Origin of the sequence: Burkholderia cenocepacia (assembly GCF_014211915.1) — a bacterium.
In the GTDB taxonomy this organism is placed as follows: Bacteria; Pseudomonadota; Gammaproteobacteria; order Burkholderiales; family Burkholderiaceae; genus Burkholderia; species Burkholderia orbicola.
Genome location: NZ_CP060039.1, coordinates 799,061 through 816,634 on the forward strand (window position 1 = coordinate 799,061; position 17,574 = coordinate 816,634).

At 59.8% G+C, this 17,574-nt stretch carries 12 protein-coding genes, 6 tRNA genes and 3 rRNA genes; 17 read left to right on the forward strand and 4 right to left on the reverse strand.

What is annotated here, in order from left to right:
* Genes paaD through paaA form a run of 4 tightly spaced genes read right to left on the reverse strand, consistent with a single transcriptional unit; the run spans window position 1 to window position 2,723 of the window.
* On the reverse strand, window positions 1-564 hold the full coding sequence (gene paaD / locus SY91_RS03710; protein WP_023476807.1) for a 1,2-phenylacetyl-CoA epoxidase subunit PaaD: 564 nt from the start codon (window positions 562-564) through the stop codon (window positions 1-3).
* 25 nt (window positions 565-589) lie between these two features.
* Window positions 590-1,393 (reverse strand): 1,2-phenylacetyl-CoA epoxidase subunit PaaC, encoded by an 804-nt coding sequence (gene paaC / locus SY91_RS03715; protein ID WP_023476808.1) that lies wholly within the window; start codon window positions 1,391-1,393, stop codon window positions 590-592.
* Window positions 1,394-1,403: 10 nt separating this feature from the next.
* On the reverse strand, window positions 1,404-1,688 hold the full coding sequence (gene paaB, locus SY91_RS03720) for a 1,2-phenylacetyl-CoA epoxidase subunit PaaB (RefSeq protein WP_006482881.1): 285 nt from the start codon (window positions 1,686-1,688) through the stop codon (window positions 1,404-1,406).
* 36 nt (window positions 1,689-1,724) lie between these two features.
* Window positions 1,725-2,723 (reverse strand): 1,2-phenylacetyl-CoA epoxidase subunit PaaA, encoded by a 999-nt coding sequence (gene paaA / locus SY91_RS03725; protein ID WP_006477414.1) that lies wholly within the window; start codon window positions 2,721-2,723, stop codon window positions 1,725-1,727.
* 206 nt (window positions 2,724-2,929) lie between these two features.
* Here paaA and SY91_RS03730 point away from each other — a divergent pair, with 206 nt between their 5' ends.
* The 17 genes from SY91_RS03730 to rplL all read left to right on the forward strand — a co-directional run bounded on the left by SY91_RS03730 (window position 2,930) and on the right by rplL (window position 17,269).
* Window positions 2,930-4,195, forward strand: coding sequence for an SGNH/GDSL hydrolase family protein (locus SY91_RS03730; RefSeq protein ID WP_023476809.1), 1,266 nt, complete (start codon window positions 2,930-2,932; stop codon window positions 4,193-4,195).
* Window positions 4,196-4,761: 566 nt separating this feature from the next.
* A 16S ribosomal RNA gene (locus tag SY91_RS03735) occupies window positions 4,762-6,294 on the forward strand.
* 62 nt (window positions 6,295-6,356) lie between these two features.
* A tRNA-Ile gene (locus tag SY91_RS03740) sits at window positions 6,357-6,433 on the forward strand.
* A 41-nt stretch (window positions 6,434-6,474) separates the two neighbouring features.
* Window positions 6,475-6,550, forward strand: a tRNA-Ala gene (locus tag SY91_RS03745).
* A gap of 289 nt (window positions 6,551-6,839) precedes the next feature.
* Window positions 6,840-9,719: ribosomal RNA gene (locus SY91_RS03750) — 23S ribosomal RNA — on the forward strand.
* A gap of 155 nt (window positions 9,720-9,874) precedes the next feature.
* A 5S ribosomal RNA gene (rrf, locus tag SY91_RS03755) occupies window positions 9,875-9,987 on the forward strand.
* The 16S, 23S and 5S rRNA genes sit together here with 2 tRNA genes alongside, the layout of an rRNA operon.
* A gap of 2,093 nt (window positions 9,988-12,080) precedes the next feature.
* A tRNA-Tyr gene (locus SY91_RS03760) sits at window positions 12,081-12,166 on the forward strand.
* Between the two features lie 43 nt (window positions 12,167-12,209).
* Window positions 12,210-12,283, forward strand: a tRNA-Gly gene (locus SY91_RS03765).
* Between the two features lie 22 nt (window positions 12,284-12,305).
* Window positions 12,306-12,380, forward strand: a tRNA-Thr gene (locus SY91_RS03770).
* Window positions 12,381-12,446: 66 nt separating this feature from the next.
* Complete coding sequence (tuf, locus tag SY91_RS03775) at window positions 12,447-13,637, forward strand: elongation factor Tu (RefSeq protein WP_011350666.1); 1,191 nt, start codon at window positions 12,447-12,449, stop codon at window positions 13,635-13,637.
* A gap of 59 nt (window positions 13,638-13,696) precedes the next feature.
* Window positions 13,697-13,772 (forward strand) — tRNA-Trp (locus SY91_RS03780).
* Between the two features lie 42 nt (window positions 13,773-13,814).
* Entirely contained in the window at window positions 13,815-14,195 is a 381-nt protein-coding gene (gene secE / locus SY91_RS03785; protein WP_006477202.1) for a preprotein translocase subunit SecE, read from the forward strand.
* 1 nt (window position 14,196) lies between these two features.
* The gene (gene nusG, locus SY91_RS03790; RefSeq protein ID WP_006400672.1) at window positions 14,197-14,754 is read left to right on the forward strand and encodes a transcription termination/antitermination protein NusG; all 558 of its coding nucleotides are present in this window, start codon (window positions 14,197-14,199) and stop codon (window positions 14,752-14,754) included.
* A 140-nt stretch (window positions 14,755-14,894) separates the two neighbouring features.
* Window positions 14,895-15,326: a 50S ribosomal protein L11 gene (gene rplK, locus SY91_RS03795; RefSeq protein ID WP_006477201.1), complete on the forward strand. Its 432-nt coding sequence runs from the start codon at window positions 14,895-14,897 to the stop codon at window positions 15,324-15,326.
* Window positions 15,327-16,025: a 50S ribosomal protein L1 gene (gene rplA, locus SY91_RS03800; RefSeq protein ID WP_006482906.1), complete on the forward strand. Its 699-nt coding sequence runs from the start codon at window positions 15,327-15,329 to the stop codon at window positions 16,023-16,025.
* 308 nt (window positions 16,026-16,333) lie between these two features.
* A complete protein-coding gene (rplJ, locus tag SY91_RS03805; protein WP_124478495.1) occupies window positions 16,334-16,831 on the forward strand; it encodes a 50S ribosomal protein L10 in 498 nt (165 codons plus the stop codon).
* 63 nt (window positions 16,832-16,894) lie between these two features.
* Window positions 16,895-17,269 (forward strand): 50S ribosomal protein L7/L12, encoded by a 375-nt coding sequence (gene rplL / locus SY91_RS03810; protein ID WP_006482911.1) that lies wholly within the window; start codon window positions 16,895-16,897, stop codon window positions 17,267-17,269.
* The last annotated feature ends 305 nt before the right edge of the window (window positions 17,270-17,574 follow it).

A 17,574-nucleotide genomic window follows, 5' to 3' on the forward strand; every position in this document is an offset into this window, starting at 1 on the left:
TCAGTAGGGTTTGAAGTAGTCGAAGGGTTCGCGGCAGTCGACGCAGCGATACAGCGCCTTGCACGCCGTGGACGCGAATTGCGCGAGACGTTCGGTGCGCGCGGAGCCGCAGCGCGGGCAGGCGGGCGCCGCGACCGGCCGCGGCACGAAGCGCACGACGTTCTCCCGCGGCGCGGCGCTGCCGCACTGGCCGACCGGCGGCGCGATGCCGTAGGCCCGCAGCTTGTCGCGCGCTTCCTGCGTGATCCAGTCGGTCGTCCACGCGGGGGCGAGCACCGTCTCGATCCGGTGCGGCGGCAGATCGGCGGCCTGCAGCGCGGCGGCGATGTCCTCGGCGATCTGCGACATCGCCGGGCAGCCCGAGTAGGTCGGCGTGATCACGACTTCGAGCTGGCCGTCGTCCGCGCGGCGGACGTCGCGCAGGATGCCGAGCTCGCGGATCGACACGACCGGGATCTCCGGATCGGGCACGGCTTCGAGCACGTCCCACGCGCGGGCGAGCAGCGGATCGTCGTGGTGCGCGGCGGGCGCGGCGTGGACAGGGGCGGCGGTCTGGGCGGACATCGTCGGGCTCCGTGGCGTGGGCCGGTTACCAGCTTGCGCCGGGGTGCTGGCGCGCGAGGCTCTGCATTTCGGCGAGCAGGTAGCCCATGTGTTCCGAATGCTCGCCCTGCTTGCCGGTCGTCACATGTTTCACGGGCGCAGGCGGCGTGAGCGTGGCTTCGGCGAGTGCGTCGTCCACGTCCGCGCGCCACGCGGCCTCGATCGCGGCCGGTGCGGGGCCGATGCCCGCCGCGACGATCGCGTCGTCGATTTCATCGGCGGCGAAGAATTCGCGCGTGTACGGCATCAGGTAGTCGAGCGCGGCCTGCGCGCGGCGGTGCGATTCGTCGGTGCCGTCGCCGAGGCGCACGAGCCACTCGCGCGCATGCTGGACGTGATAGCGGGTTTCCTTCACCGATTTCGCGGCGATCGCGGCCAGCTGCGTGTCGGTCGACGTCTCCAGCGCGCTCCATACGTGCAGCATCAGCGCCGCGTACAGGAAGTTGCGCACGATCGTCACCGCGTAGTCCTTGTCGGCGTGCGCGGTACCGGAGACGGGGCCATAGTGCGGCAACTCGGCGAGCGTGAAATTCGCGAACTCGCGCTCGGTGCGGAAGTACGCGTAATCGTCTTCCGTCTTCGTCGCGCCGGTGAGCTGGCGCTCGAGCTCGGCCGCGTGCGTATACAGCATGCGCGCCTGGCCGATGAGGTCGAGGCTCATGTTGGTGAGCGCGATGTCTTCCTCGAGGATCGGGCCGTGGCCGCACCATTCGGCGTTGCGCTGACCGAGGATCAGCGCATTGTCCGCGAGGCGCAGCACGTAGGAGAGGTGTTCGGGCGTGATCGTCATGGCGCGGGCGTTACATGTGGTTGACTTCGTCGGGCAGCGTATAGAACGTCGGGTGACGATAGATCTTGTCGCCCGCCGGCTCGAACAGTTCGGCCTTCTCGCTCGGGTCCGATGCGGTGATCGCCGACGACGGCACCACCCAGATGCTCACGCCTTCCTGGCGACGCGTGTACACGTCGCGCGCCATGCGCAGCGCCATCGTCGCGTCGGCGGCGTGCAGGCTGCCGCAATGCTTGTGGTCGAGGCCTTGCTTGCTGCGCACGAACACTTCCCAGATCGGCCATTCCTTGTTCATCACTTTCTCCACATTCCTGAATTCGAGGGGTGCCGCTCAGGCGGCGTGCTGTTCGGCGCGGGCGCGGCGCTTCGCTTCGTGCGCGAGCGCGGCTTCGCGCACCCAGGCGCCGTCCTCGTGTGCTTTCACGCGCGTCGCGAGGCGTTCCTTGTTGCACGGGCCGTCGCCGTTGACCACGCGCCAGAATTCGTCCCAGTCGATCGTGCCGTAGTCGTGGTGGCCGCGCGCTTCGTTCCATTTCAGGTCGGGATCGGGCAGCGTCACGCCGAGCACCTTGGCCTGGTCGACCGTCGCGTCGACGAATTTCTGGCGCAGATCGTCGTTCGAGATCCGCTTGATGCCCCATTTCGCGGACTGGCTGCTATGGACCGAATCGGCGTCGCTCGGGCCGAACATCATCAGCACCGGCCACCACCAGCGATCGACGGCCTGCTGGACCATCGCGCGCTGCGCGTCGCTGCCCTTCATCATCGACAGCAGCGCGTCGAAACCCTGGCGCTGGTGGAACGACTCTTCCTTGCACACGCGGATCATCGCGCGCGCGTACGGGCCGTACGTGCAGCGGCACAGCGGGATCTGGTTCATGATCGCGGCGCCGTCGACCAGCCAGCCGATCACGCCGACGTCGGCCCAGGTCGGCGTCGGGTAGTTGAAGATGCTCGAGTATTTCGCCTTGCCGGCGTGCAGCGCGTCGATCAGCGAGTCGCGCGATACGCCGAGCGTTTCGGCCGCGCTATACAGATAGAGGCCGTGGCCGGCTTCGTCCTGCACCTTCGCGAGCAGGATCGCCTTGCGTTTCAGGCTCGGCGCGCGCGAGATCCAGTTGCCTTCCGGTAGCATGCCGACGACTTCGGAATGCGCGTGCTGCGAGATCTGGCGTACCAGCGTCTTGCGATACGCGTCGGGCATCCAGTCCTGCGGTTCGATCTTGCCGTCCGCGGCCATCACCGCATCGAACCGCGCCTGCTCGGGCGACTCGGCTGCGGCGTCGAGCGGCGCGACGTTGCCGGGGATGTCGAGGGATTGCGTGTACATGGCGAAAGCTCTCGTCCGGTTGAATGTGTGCGAAGTATAAACCAACCGACCGGTCGGTTAATAAATTTCTTGTGGATTTGCAGTGGGATTCGGGTAAACGAGGGAAGTCAGGGTGCGGTCAGGTGGGCGCAGCTACGGCTCCGCACGTGGTCTCGCGTCTTCGGCTTCTGCGGCACAATGCCCGCTTTCCGATGAGGATTTTGCTGATGTCATTTCGAAGCAGTTTCGCCGCGGCCGTGCTGGGTGCGGCCGTTCTCGTGGCGCCGCTTGCGGTGCCGGCCGCACCGGCCGGGTGGATCGCCGCGTGGGCGACCGCGCTGCAGCCGATTCCCGATCTCGCCGCGCCGCCGCCGCTTTACCGCGCCCCCGACGTGGCCGGGCGGACCGTGCGCCAGATCGTCTACCCGACCGTGTCGGGACGCGCCGCGCGGATTCGCGTGAGTAATGCATACGGTCGCGCGCCGCTGGTCATCGAGGCTGCGAGCCTCGCGCGCGCCGGCGACGGGGCTGCGCTCGCCGGCGGTGCGGCGGTGCCGGTTCGGTTCGGCGGCAAGGCGTCGGTGACGCTCGCACCGGGCCAGGAACTCGAAAGCGACCCGGTGGCGATCGGCGTGACGGCCGCGCAGCCGTATGCGATCAGTCTCCAGATGGGGCCGGACCAGCGGATGACGGTCTGGCATCGCGTATCGAACCAGTTCAACTACGTGTCCGCGCCGGGTGATCACGTAGGCGATCCGGGCACCGCCGCGTTCCGGACCCGTTTTACCCAATATGCATGGGTGACCGAGTTGGCCGTCGAAGCCGGCTCGGCGTACGCCAGCGTGGCGGCGATCGGCGATTCGATCACCGACGGGCTGCGCTCCAGCGTGAACCGGAACCGCCGCTGGCCGGACGCGCTCGCGCGCCGGCTGACGGCGTCGGGCGTCGATTCGATCGGTGTCGTGAATCTCGGCATCAGCGGGAACCGGCTGCTCAGCGATTCCGCTTGCTACGGCACGTCGCTAGCGTCGCGATTCGAGCGCGATGCGCTGTCGCGCTCCGGCGTGAAGGCGGCGATCGTGCTGATCGGGATCAACGACATCAACTTCGCGGCGATGCCGCCGCGCGCGGGGCTCGATTGCGATCACCCGCATACGCAGGTGACGGCCGCGTCGCTGATCGACGGCTATCGCCGCCTGATCGAGGCGGCGCACCGGCAGGGCGTGAAGGTGTTCGGCGCGACGCTCACGCCAGCGGCGTTGCCGGCCGGACGTGAGGCGATCCGGCTCGAGGTGAACCGGTGGATTCGCAGCGGTGGCGGGTTCGACGGCGTGGTGGACTTCGACGCGGTGCTGCGCGACCCGGCGCGCCCGAGCGTGCTGCAGCGCCGATACGATAGCGGCGACGGTATCCATCCGAGCGATGCGGGCTACACGGCGATGGCCGGCGCGGTGCCGGTCGAGCGACTGCAGGCCGCGGTGGGCGGCAAGTGACGCGCTTCTATATATAGAGGGAAAGGTTGCCGACGGCCTGCGGGCCGACGGCGCGACATCGTTCGTCGAGCCCAAAGCCTCCGTGCGCGTGAGCGCACGGAGGCCTTTTCAAACTTTCTTCACAAAGAGCTTGCATGGATGGGGACGGGTGCATAGAATCACGCCTCTTTCGCGCCAACGGAAACGCAGCGCGGAAGGAAGGGAAGCAGTGCTGTTGAGGTTCGGCGATAGCGAGCCTCGGCGGTACAGAAGTTGAGCCCCGCAGTCGCAACGAAGTCGTTCAGAAAGTTGTTGACGAGCTGCGAAACACGGTTCATAATCTCGCTTCTCTGCTGCTGAAAACGCAGCGCTGCTGAGGGGTTCGAGATTCCTCGCAGAAACGCTCTTTAAAAATTAACAGCCGATAAGTGTGGGCGCTTGATGGCAGCGAGCTGATCCTCGGATCAGATAGCGAAAGTATCAAGAGTCTCACACTAAAGTAAGTCAGGTTTATGAAGTGATTCATATTCCTGTCAGCTTTGAGTGAGCGACCGGTTCTTAACTGAACCGAAAACAGTAACAGGTTTGAACTGAAGAGTTTGATCCTGGCTCAGATTGAACGCTGGCGGCATGCCTTACACATGCAAGTCGAACGGCAGCACGGGTGCTTGCACCTGGTGGCGAGTGGCGAACGGGTGAGTAATACATCGGAACATGTCCTGTAGTGGGGGATAGCCCGGCGAAAGCCGGATTAATACCGCATACGATCTACGGATGAAAGCGGGGGACCTTCGGGCCTCGCGCTATAGGGTTGGCCGATGGCTGATTAGCTAGTTGGTGGGGTAAAGGCCTACCAAGGCGACGATCAGTAGCTGGTCTGAGAGGACGACCAGCCACACTGGGACTGAGACACGGCCCAGACTCCTACGGGAGGCAGCAGTGGGGAATTTTGGACAATGGGCGAAAGCCTGATCCAGCAATGCCGCGTGTGTGAAGAAGGCCTTCGGGTTGTAAAGCACTTTTGTCCGGAAAGAAATCCTTGGCTCTAATACAGTCGGGGGATGACGGTACCGGAAGAATAAGCACCGGCTAACTACGTGCCAGCAGCCGCGGTAATACGTAGGGTGCGAGCGTTAATCGGAATTACTGGGCGTAAAGCGTGCGCAGGCGGTTTGCTAAGACCGATGTGAAATCCCCGGGCTCAACCTGGGAACTGCATTGGTGACTGGCAGGCTAGAGTATGGCAGAGGGGGGTAGAATTCCACGTGTAGCAGTGAAATGCGTAGAGATGTGGAGGAATACCGATGGCGAAGGCAGCCCCCTGGGCCAATACTGACGCTCATGCACGAAAGCGTGGGGAGCAAACAGGATTAGATACCCTGGTAGTCCACGCCCTAAACGATGTCAACTAGTTGTTGGGGATTCATTTCCTTAGTAACGTAGCTAACGCGTGAAGTTGACCGCCTGGGGAGTACGGTCGCAAGATTAAAACTCAAAGGAATTGACGGGGACCCGCACAAGCGGTGGATGATGTGGATTAATTCGATGCAACGCGAAAAACCTTACCTACCCTTGACATGGTCGGAATCCTGCTGAGAGGTGGGAGTGCTCGAAAGAGAACCGGCGCACAGGTGCTGCATGGCTGTCGTCAGCTCGTGTCGTGAGATGTTGGGTTAAGTCCCGCAACGAGCGCAACCCTTGTCCTTAGTTGCTACGCAAGAGCACTCTAAGGAGACTGCCGGTGACAAACCGGAGGAAGGTGGGGATGACGTCAAGTCCTCATGGCCCTTATGGGTAGGGCTTCACACGTCATACAATGGTCGGAACAGAGGGTTGCCAACCCGCGAGGGGGAGCTAATCCCAGAAAACCGATCGTAGTCCGGATTGCACTCTGCAACTCGAGTGCATGAAGCTGGAATCGCTAGTAATCGCGGATCAGCATGCCGCGGTGAATACGTTCCCGGGTCTTGTACACACCGCCCGTCACACCATGGGAGTGGGTTTTACCAGAAGTGGCTAGTCTAACCGCAAGGAGGACGGTCACCACGGTAGGATTCATGACTGGGGTGAAGTCGTAACAAGGTAGCCGTATCGGAAGGTGCGGCTGGATCACCTCCTTTCCAGAGCTTCTCGCAAAGTTGAGCGCTCACGCTTATCGGCTGTAAATTAAAGACAGACTCAGGGGTCTGTAGCTCAGTCGGTTAGAGCACCGTCTTGATAAGGCGGGGGTCGTTGGTTCGAATCCAACCAGACCCACCACCGTCTTGTGTGGCGGTACACACCTGAGAAATTCTGTACATGGGGGCATAGCTCAGCTGGGAGAGCACCTGCTTTGCAAGCAGGGGGTCGTCGGTTCGATCCCGTCTGCCTCCACCAATCACCAACGCTAAGGGCTTGGTTCAGACACTGAACCGAGAATTTTGCATTGGCGATTGAGCCAGTCAGAGGATATCAACAGATATCGGCTGTCGTTCTTTAACAATCTGGAAGAAGTAAGTAATTTGGATAGCGGAAGCGTCTCGAGATGGACGTGGAAGTTATCCGGGTTGTGATTGTATCGATGTATCTCAAGATGATTCGAACTCTATGTTCGACTTAAATTGGAATACGGCACAACGCGAGAACTCAACCTGTAGCGACTGTCGATGAGACAGACTCGTTATAGGGTCAAGCGAACAAGTGCATGTGGTGGATGCCTTGGCGATCACAGGCGATGAAGGACGCGGTAGCCTGCGAAAAGCTACGGGGAGCTGGCAAACGAGCTTTGATCCGTAGATGTCCGAATGGGGAAACCCGGCCCTTTTGGGTCATCCTAGACTGAATACATAGGTCTAGTGAAGCGAACGCGGTGAACTGAAACATCTAAGTAACCGCAGGAAAAGAAATCAACCGAGATTCCCAAAGTAGTGGCGAGCGAAATGGGATGAGCCTTGCACTCTTTATTTGTATTGTTAGCCGAACGCTCTGGAAAGTGCGGCCATAGCAGGTGATAGCCCTGTAGGCGAAAACAGTATGAAAGAACTAGGTGTGCGACAAGTAGGGCGGGACACGTGAAATCCTGTCTGAAGATGGGGGGACCATCCTCCAAGGCTAAATACTCGTGATCGACCGATAGTGAACCAGTACCGTGAGGGAAAGGCGAAAAGAACCCCGGGAGGGGAGTGAAATAGATCCTGAAACCGCATGCATACAAACAGTCGGAGCCTCGCAAGGGGTGACGGCGTACCTTTTGTATAATGGGTCAGCGACTTACGTTCAGTAGCAAGCTTAACCGTATAGGGCAGGCGTAGCGAAAGCGAGTCCGAATAGGGCGTTCAGTTGCTGGGCGTAGACCCGAAACCAGGTGATCTATCCATGGCCAGGATGAAGGTGCGGTAACACGTACTGGAGGTCCGAACCCACTAACGTTGAAAAGTTAGGGGATGAGCTGTGGATAGGGGTGAAAGGCTAAACAAACCTGGAAATAGCTGGTTCTCTCCGAAAACTATTTAGGTAGTGCCTCGTGTCTCACCTTCGGGGTAGAGCACTGTCATGGTTGGGGGGTCTATTGCAGATTACCCCGCCATAGCAAACTCCGAATACCGAAGAGTGCAATCACGGGAGACAGACATCGGGTGCTAACGTCCGGTGTCAAGAGGGAAACAACCCAGACCGCCAGCTAAGGTCCCCAAATATAGCTAAGTGGGAAACGAAGTGGGAAGGCTAAAACAGTCAGGAGGTTGGCTTAGAAGCAGCCACCCTTTAAAGAAAGCGTAATAGCTCACTGATCGAGTCGTCCTGCGCGGAAGATGTAACGGGGCTAAGCTATATACCGAAGCTGCGGATGCGAGCTTGCTCGCATGGTAGGAGAGCGTTCCGTAAGCCTGCGAAGGTGCCTTGTAAAGGGTGCTGGAGGTATCGGAAGTGCGAATGCTGACATGAGTAGCGATAAAGGGGGTGAAAGGCCCCCTCGCCGTAAGCCCAAGGTTTCCTACGCAACGTTCATCGGCGTAGGGTGAGTCGGCCCCTAAGGCGAGGCAGAAATGCGTAGCTGATGGGAAGCAGGTCAATATTCCTGCACCATTGTTAGATGCGATGGGGGGACGGATCGCGGAAGGTTGTCCGGGTGTTGGAAGTCCCGGTCGCTGCATTGGAGAAGGCGCTTAGGCAAATCCGGGCGCGCAATTCAAGGGTGTGGCGCGAGCTCCTTCGGGAGCGAAGCAATTGGAAGTGGTTCCAAGAAAAGCCTCTAAGCTTCAGTCTAACGATGACCGTACCGCAAACCGACACAGGTGGGCGAGATGAGTATTCTAAGGCGCTTGAGAGAACTCGGGAGAAGGAACTCGGCAAATTGGTACCGTAACTTCGGGATAAGGTACGCCCTTGTAGCTTGACTGGCCTGCGCCAGGAGGGTGAAGGGGTTGCAATAAACTGGTGGCTGCGACTGTTTAATAAAAACACAGCACTCTGCAAACACGAAAGTGGACGTATAGGGTGTGACGCCTGCCCGGTGCCGGAAGATTAAATGATGGGGTGCAAGCTCTTGATTGAAGTCCCGGTAAACGGCGGCCGTAACTATAACGGTCCTAAGGTAGCGAAATTCCTTGTCGGGTAAGTTCCGACCTGCACGAATGGCGTAACGATGGCCACACTGTCTCCTCCCGAGACTCAGCGAAGTTGAAGTGTTTGTGATGATGCAATCTACCCGCGGCTAGACGGAAAGACCCCATGAACCTTTACTGTAGCTTTGCATTGGACTTTGAACCGATCTGTGTAGGATAGGTGGGAGGCTATGAAACCGGAACGCTAGTTTCGGTGGAGCCGTCCTTGAAATACCACCCTGGTTTGTTTGAGGTTCTAACCTTGGCCCGTGATCCGGGTCGGGGACAGTGCATGGTAGGCAGTTTGACTGGGGCGGTCTCCTCCCAAAGCGTAACGGAGGAGTACGAAGGTACGCTAGGTACGGTCGGAAATCGTGCTGATAGTGCAATGGCATAAGCGTGCTTAACTGCGAGACCGACAAGTCGAGCAGGTGCGAAAGCAGGTCATAGTGATCCGGTGGTTCTGTATGGAAGGGCCATCGCTCAACGGATAAAAGGTACTCTGGGGATAACAGGCTGATACCGCCCAAGAGTTCATATCGACGGCGGTGTTTGGCACCTCGATGTCGGCTCATCTCATCCTGGGGCTGTAGCCGGTCCCAAGGGTATGGCTGTTCGCCATTTAAAGAGGTACGTGAGCTGGGTTTAAAACGTCGTGAGACAGTTTGGTCCCTATCTGCCGTGGGCGTTGGATATTTGAAGGGGGCTGCTCCTAGTACGAGAGGACCGGAGTGGACGAACCTCTGGTGTACCGGTTGTCACGCCAGTGGCATCGCCGGGTAGCTATGTTCGGAAGAGATAACCGCTGAAAGCATCTAAGCGGGAAACTCGCCTTAAGATGAGATATCCCTGGGGACTAGATCCCCTTGAAGGGTCGTTCGAGACCAGGACGTTGATAGGTCAGGTGTGTAAGCGCAGTAATGCGTTCAGCTAACTGATACTAATTGCCCGTAAGGCTTGATCCTATAACAAGTCTGCCTTGTAGATCGGCGCCGTGTGAAAGCACTGGCCGCAAGATCCAGAGCGACATGTTGGATTCTCGTGTGTGATACACACAACCTAATTACTACTTCTTCCAAGATTGGTTCTGTTGGCCACGCCAGCAGAACAACCCCCTTTGCCTGATGACCATAGCGAGTCGGTCCCACCCCTTCCCATCCCGAACAGGACCGTGAAACGACTCTACGCCGATGATAGTGCGGATTCCCGTGTGAAAGTAGGTAATCGTCAGGCTCCCTTAGCCAGAAACCCCCGCCCGAAAGGCGGGGGTTTTTGCATTTCAGCGCTCAAAAAGCATGCGTTGAAGCGCCGTATGACATGGGCCGCGTGTCGAATGTACCGGCTCAAATCGGAATCGCTCCCCACGAGATTGGCGCAAATGAATCTCGCTTATTGGGCGCGGGCTGTCGCCAGCAATTGGTGCTGCTAAAGCCACCGTCCTTCTACCTCCTGTTCGCTTTGGTGGCCCATCGGAGCTGCAACGGGAAATCGCGTTGGCAACGTCTCCATGGCTATCCTCCGTCCGGCCTTGCCCGACGTCGACCGTGATCAGCCGTGCCTAGCCCTCGTCGTCCGATACTCAGTCAACAGCTCCTGATCGTCGGCTTATGACGGCATCTCCTGCCAAAATTTTCACACCTAGTGTGGTAGCGGGATGCGTCTTGCATTCGCTCCGCTTCCCGAGTGTCGTGGGCACGAGCGGACAGGATGTCGCTGCTCCCGGCTCCCTTGTCGCATGAATCCGCGTGACTGAACGCCAGCCGAGGCGCGACGTTGCCATTAAGCACCATTTGATCTAACGGGTCATATCTCGTCTCGAAAGAGCCCCATCGAGGAGTGCTACACGCGCTTGAGCCGCGGCAAGAAGCGACTCGACCAACAGGCCGGCCGCACCGTGACATATCGCGGGTCGGGCGAGAGCGTAAAATCGGCGCGGTCCTCTTCGACGGCCGCTCGTTGACCCTCCTGTAGCACGTAGCGTTCCTCGATCAGCGAATAGACAGCGCCGCATATATACGGTCTCGGCCTCCCCGTCGGCGTGAGGTGCGAGTTGCCTGCGTCGACGCCTGACGCGCGTTCCGTGCATGCCGTATTTGGATCGCCTAACGGAGAGTCTCCTGCAGGTGGGGCGGGTGCACGGTGCCCCGGTCTTGATTCCCGGCCAGTTCGAGCATTGCCGCGCAACGTATGTCGGATGTCGGTGCTCCGGCGACACGCATAGGCTCTCCAACGTATTCGGGGGCGTGAGGTGTGGCAAGGGCGCCTATGTCGAATCCGACACGGAGGATCGTGTTCAGTCGGACGAGGCGGCCCATAGGAGCGGTTGCGATATCGCGTGTCCGCCGAAGATTCGCTGCGATAAGCCGACCACATACCGGCGTGAGCCGGCTTGTACGACGAGATGCATCGGTGCCAAGCAGCAGAACATTCGACGCGGCAGCAGCAGGGTTATAGGGATGCCTGGACTTGGCGCGCGTCGTTGGCTATAGCGCATACGTGCAGAATCGCCGAATTCATCCTGCGGGACGTGGTCGGGCCACTGCATCTCGATTCATCGGTTGTGCCGCCCGAGCCGACGTACGCCCAACCCGGGCGTTCCGCATCGTTTGCTTCAACCATTGATACTCGCCGAGCGCCAAGCATGCCTCTGGCGCTGCGCGGTGAAGCCATAAGCCGGTCTTGGGCGTCGGATCGTCAGCAACTGGACTCGAGATGCGCTATAGGCGTTTCCCGGGGCCGCGGCATGTGCCGTTGCAACCACGAGGAATGCCATTGCAGAAAACGCGGACGCAGGGAGACTTGTACGGAGACGGGAGGATGGCCGACACGGTATCGTGCCTTCCGGTGAAATCGTCGAACGCAGCGGAGCGATCGAATTCGGTGACGGAGCTGGCCGCGCCATCTTCGGCGGGATGGGTGGAAGCCTTGCCGGCACGGGGCGCCCCGGATCAAGACCGGGCTGCCCGCGACGCCCACTGCAAATCGTTATTTCCCGCCGGAAACGCCACCGAGCCTCCCGCGAACCATCGACACCGGAGCTCGCCGAACCCGCCCGGCACGAAATTTGCCGAAATTTTGTGTCTACCCGCTTGGCATTGTGCGAAAGAGGCCGTATGATGGCGGTCTTTCGTTTTCAGCGCAGATGCAGATCGGCGTTGAGGGCGGAGTCTGACGAAGATGTGGCGCCGATCGGCAACATCTCGCGCTTGCCTTAGCCGGGCGAGGGCGGGATCGGCGGGAAGCAGAAGTCGGGAAGAGAGTGAAAATAATCTTCCGGATGTGCTTGACAGGAGTGCGATGCACCCCCATAATCGTCAGTTCTCTACGGAGGGGTGCCCGAGTGGCTAAAGGGGGCAGACTGTAAATCTGTTGGCTTACGCCTACGTTGGTTCGAATCCAACCTCCTCCACCAAGATATCAGCGCAGTGAGCGGTAAGGAATCGTTAGTGGCCCGTGCGGGTGTAGCTCAATGGTAGAGCAGAAGCCTTCCAAGCTTACGACGAGGGTTCGATTCCCTTCACCCGCTCCAGACCGCTAAGTTGAAGCGTAGCGCCCATGTGGCTCAGTGGTAGAGCACTCCCTTGGTAAGGGAGAGGTCGGCAGTTCGATCCTGCCCATGGGCACCAGCAGTAAAAAGTCAGTGTCTTGTTTGCGCGCGGCGCAACCTGTGAAATTCCTTTTGGGAGTCGAAAATGGCCAAGGGTAAATTTGAGCGGACCAAGCCGCACGTGAACGTTGGTACGATTGGTCACGTTGACCACGGCAAGACGACGCTGACGGCAGCGATCACGACGGTGCTGACGAAGAAGTTCGGCGGCGAAGCGAAGGCATACGACCAGATCGACGCGGCACCGGAAGAAAAGGCGCGCGGCATCACGATCAACACGGCACACGTCGAGTACGAAACGGCTAACCGCCACTACGCACACGTCGACTGCCCGGGCCACGCTGACTATGTGAAGAACATGATCACGGGCGCAGCGCAGATGGACGGCGCGATCCTGGTTTGCTCGGCAGCAGACGGCCCGATGCCGCAAACGCGTGAGCACATCCTGCTGGCGCGTCAGGTTGGCGTTCCGTACATCATCGTGTTCCTGAACAAGTGCGACATGGTTGACGACGCGGAACTGCTCGAGCTGGTCGAGATGGAAGTTCGCGAACTCCTGTCGAAGTACGACTTCCCGGGCGACGACACGCCGATCGTGAAGGGTTCGGCGAAGCTGGCGCTGGAAGGCGACACGGGCGAGCTGGGCGAAGTGGCGATCATGAGCCTGGCCGACGCGCTGGACACGTACATCCCGACGCCGGAGCGTGCAGTTGACGGCGCGTTCCTGATGCCGGTGGAAGACGTGTTCTCGATCTCGGGCCGCGGTACGGTGGTGACGGGTCGTGTCGAGCGCGGCATCGTGAAGGTCGGCGAGGAAATCGAAATCGTCGGTATCAAGCCGACGGTGAAGACGACCTGCACGGGCGTTGAAATGTTCCGCAAGCTGCTGGACCAAGGTCAGGCAGGCGACAACGTGGGTATCCTGCTGCGCGGCACGAAGCGTGAAGACGTGGAGCGTGGCCAGGTTCTGGCGAAGCCGGGTTCGATCACGCCGCACACGCACTTCACGGCTGAAGTGTACGTGCTGAGCAAGGACGAAGGCGGCCGTCACACGCCGTTCTTCAACAACTACCGTCCGCAGTTCTACTTCCGTACGACGGACGTGACGGGCTCGATCGAGCTGCCGAAGGACAAGGAAATGGTGATGCCGGGCGACAACGTGTCGATCACGGTGAAGCTGATCGCTCCGATCGCGATGGAAGAAGGTCTGCGCTTCGCAATCCGCGAAGGCGGCCGTACCGTCGGCGCCGGCGTCGTCGCCAAGATCATCGAGTAAGCCAGTTATTCGTTGATCGACAGTTTTGGGGCTGGCAGCAGCCGGCCCCAACATGGTTTAGGGGTATAGCTCAACTGGCAGAGCGTCGGTCTCCAAAACCGAAGGTTGGGGGTTCGATTCCCTCTGCCCCTGCCAAAAATCGCCACGTGTCCCACGTGGCATTTGTTTTAAGGTGTTATGGCGAATCCATCCGTCGAAACTGTAAATACCTCCGGCGATAAGCTGATGCTGGCCCTGGGCGTATTGCTGGTGTTGGCCGGATTCGTGGGCTTCTTCTGGCTGACCAATCAGCAGTGGTATGTCCGCGGTGCCGCGTTGGCGGTAGGTATCATCGCCGGCGTGGCCGTCGGGCTGATGTCCGCCCCTGGCAAGAGCCTCATCGCGTTTGCCAAGGATTCGTACAAGGAAGTCCGGAAGGTCGTATGGCCCACCCGCAAGGAAGCAACGCAAACCACACTCGTCGTGTTCGGTTTCGTGCTTGTGATGGCGATTTTCCTCTGGTTGAGCGACAAATCGATCGAATGGGTGATTTTCTCGGCGATTCTGGGTTGGAAATGATATGAGCGATACTCCGGCATCCCCGAGCGGAAAGCGTTGGTACGTCGTGCACGCCTACTCCGGTATGGAGAAGAGCGTGCAACGTGCGCTTCAAGAGCGCATCGAACGTGCTGGCATGCAGGACAAATTCGGTCAGATCCTGGTTCCGACCGAAGAAGTGGTCGAAGTCAAAGGCGGCCACAAGGCTGTGACCGAACGTCGTTTCTTCCCCGGCTACGTGCTGGTGGAAATGGAAATGACGGACGAAACGTGGCACCTCGTGAAGAACACCGCGAAGGTCACCGGTTTCGTCGGCGGTGCGCGTAACCGCCCGACCCCGATTTCCCCGAAGGAAGTCGAGAAGATCATGTCGCAGATGCAGGAAGGCGTCGAAAAGCCGCGCCCGAAGACCCTGTTCGAAGTCGGCGAGATGGTGCGTGTCAAGGAAGGCCCGTTCACGGACTTCAACGGCACCGTCGAAGAAGTCAACTACGAGAAATCGCGCGTGCGTGTGTCGGTCACCATCTTTGGCCGCTCCACCCCGGTCGAACTCGAGTTCGGCCAGGTCGAAAAAGTTTGATCCCGATTCGGTGGGCAGCCTTGGCTGCCCACCTTCGCGCTTACGGCCCGCGTCATGGTCGTTGAGGAGCGTCAGTAGCCAGCGGCGAAAGCGCGTTATCACTCACCGAACGCCTTCCCGGCGTTCCAATGAGGTTTCAAATGGCAAAGAAGATTATCGGCTTTATCAAGCTGCAGATCCCTGCAGGTAAAGCCAACCCGTCGCCGCCGGTCGGTCCGGCACTGGGCCAGCGCGGCCTGAACATCATGGAGTTCTGCAAGGCGTTCAACGCGCAGACTCAAGGCATGGAGCCGGGTCTGCCGGTGCCGGTGGTCATCACGGCATTCGCTGACAAGAGCTTCACGTTCGTGATGAAGACGCCGCCGGCGACCGTCCTGATCAAGAAGGCGGCGAAGGTGGACAAGGGTTCGAGCAAGCCGCACACCGACAAGGTCGGTTCGATCACGCGCGCTCAAGCCGAAGAAATCGCGAAGACCAAGATGCCGGACCTTACGGCAGCTGATCTGGACGCAGCCGTTCGCACCATCGCTGGTAGCGCACGCTCGATGGGTATCACTGTGGAGGGCGTGTAAATGGCTAAGATCTCCAAGCGCCGTCAGGCATTTGCCGCCAAGGTCGATCGTCAGAAGCTGTACGCGATCGAAGACGCACTGAGCCTCGTGAAGGAATGCGCGAGCGCGAAGTTCGACGAGTCGATCGATGTCGCGGTTCAGCTCGGCATCGACGCGAAGAAGTCGGATCAGGTCGTTCGTGGTTCGGTCGTTCTCCCGGCAGGTACGGGCAAGTCGGTTCGCGTTGCCGTGTTCGCGCAAGGCGAAAAGGCCGAGCAGGCGCGTGCAGCAGGCGCGGAAATCGTCGGTATGGAAGACCTGGCTGAGCAGATCAAGGCGGGCCAGATGGACTTCGACATCGTGATCGCTTCGCCGGATACGATGCGTATCGTCGGTACGCTCGGTCAGATCCTGGGCCCGCGCGGCCTGATGCCGAACCCGAAGGTCGGTACGGTCACGCCGGACGTCGCAACCGCCGTCAAGAACGCGAAGGCTGGTCAGGTGCAATTCCGTGTCGACAAGGCCGGTATCATCCACGCGACCATCGGCCGTGCATCGTTCGAGCCGACCGCGCTGCGTTCGAACCTGTCGGCGCTGATCGAAGCGCTGCAGAAGGCAAAGCCGGCAACGAGCAAGGGCGTGTACCTGCGCAAGATCGCACTGTCGAGCACGATGGGCGTCGGCGTGCGTGTCGACCAGGCTACGCTGGCAGCACAGTAAGCAAGTATTCGGGCCGCTTCGTTCGCGAAGCGACCTACATGGGCTTTGGGCGGTTGTTCGTGCAGTAGGGCGGACAACCGGTTATCAAAGACCGTTGGTGGGGCGCAGCAGGCAGGCGATCCCTTAATTCAAGCCAACGCAGATGGCGAACCCGAAAAAGTTTTGCAGTGGTGAAGCCCCAGGCCGCGAAGCGATTCGCGGCGTGTGGTGGAAATACTCCTAACGAGGTCGGACGCCGTTGTTGAACGAGGTACGTGAGGTTTCGGCCATACCGGCCATGCCGAACGTATCGTTTCTGGAGGCTAACCGTGCCGCTTAATAGAGAAGACAAGCAAGCCGTCGTCGCTGAGGTTTCCGCGCAAGTCGCGAAGGCCCAGACCGTTGTGCTGGCTGAGTATCGTGGAATTGCGGTTGGCGATCTGACCAAGCTGCGCGCGAAAGCGCGTGAGCAACAGGTTTACCTGCGCGTGTTGAAGAACACGCTGGCGCGTCGCGCCGTCGAAGGTACGCCTTTTGCTCCGCTGGCAGAGCAGATGACTGGTCCCCTGATCTACGGCATCTCGGAAGATGCCATTGCCGCTGCTAAGGTCGTCAACGACTTCAGCAAGAGCAATGAAAAGTTGGTCATCAAGGCTGGTGCGTTCGATGGCAAGGTGATGGACAAGGCTGGCGTGCAAGCGCTGGCAAGCATCCCGAGCCGCGAAGAACTGCTCTCGAAGCTGCTGTTCGTTATGCAATCGCCTGTTTCGGGCTTCGCGCGTGCTCTCGCCGCGCTGGCCGAGAAGAAGCAAGCGGAAGCTGCGTAAGCGAACGTGCATCAGCGTTACTGATCGCTGGCTGTATCCGAATTCAATTTAGGAGTATTTCAAATGGCAATCGCAAAAGAAGACATCCTGGCAGCAGTCGAAGGGATGACCGTTCTGGAACTGAACGAACTGGTCAAGGCGTTCGAAGAGAAGTTTGGCGTGTCGGCAGCTGCAGTGGCAGTCGCTGGCCCGGCAGGCGGCGGCGCAGCTGCTGCAGCAGAAGAGAAGACCGAGTTCACGGTCGTCCTGGCTGAAGCCGGCGCCAACAAGGTTTCGGTCATCAAGGCCGTTCGCGAACTGACGGGCCTGGGCCTGAAGGAAGCGAAGGACCTGGTTGACGGTGCACCGAAGCCCATCAAGGAAGGCGTCGACAAGGCTGCTGCTGAAGAAGCCAAGAAGAAGCTGGAAGAAGCTGGCGCGAAGGTCGAAGTCAAGTAAGTTTCGGCGCGCTGTGCGAAGGCTGGCGGTATTTTCACCGCCGGCCTTTTTGTGCTTTGTGGGGACGTTATTCTGGCACTCATTCGGGAGCCCGAATAATCGGCCCCAGAAGCCAAAGAAAACCGCCTGATCGTTGTGATGAATCACGCACGATTGGCGGTTCTCTTTGTCTTCTGAAGCGACTGCAGAAGGCAAGTTTGGTCGGGTAGCGGGCAACACAGGCATCCGCTGCCGTCAGCCAGCGGTTGGTAGCGGCCAACCACCAAGCTTCTCGGCTCGTTCAAGCCGTCGAACGGCCATCGGGT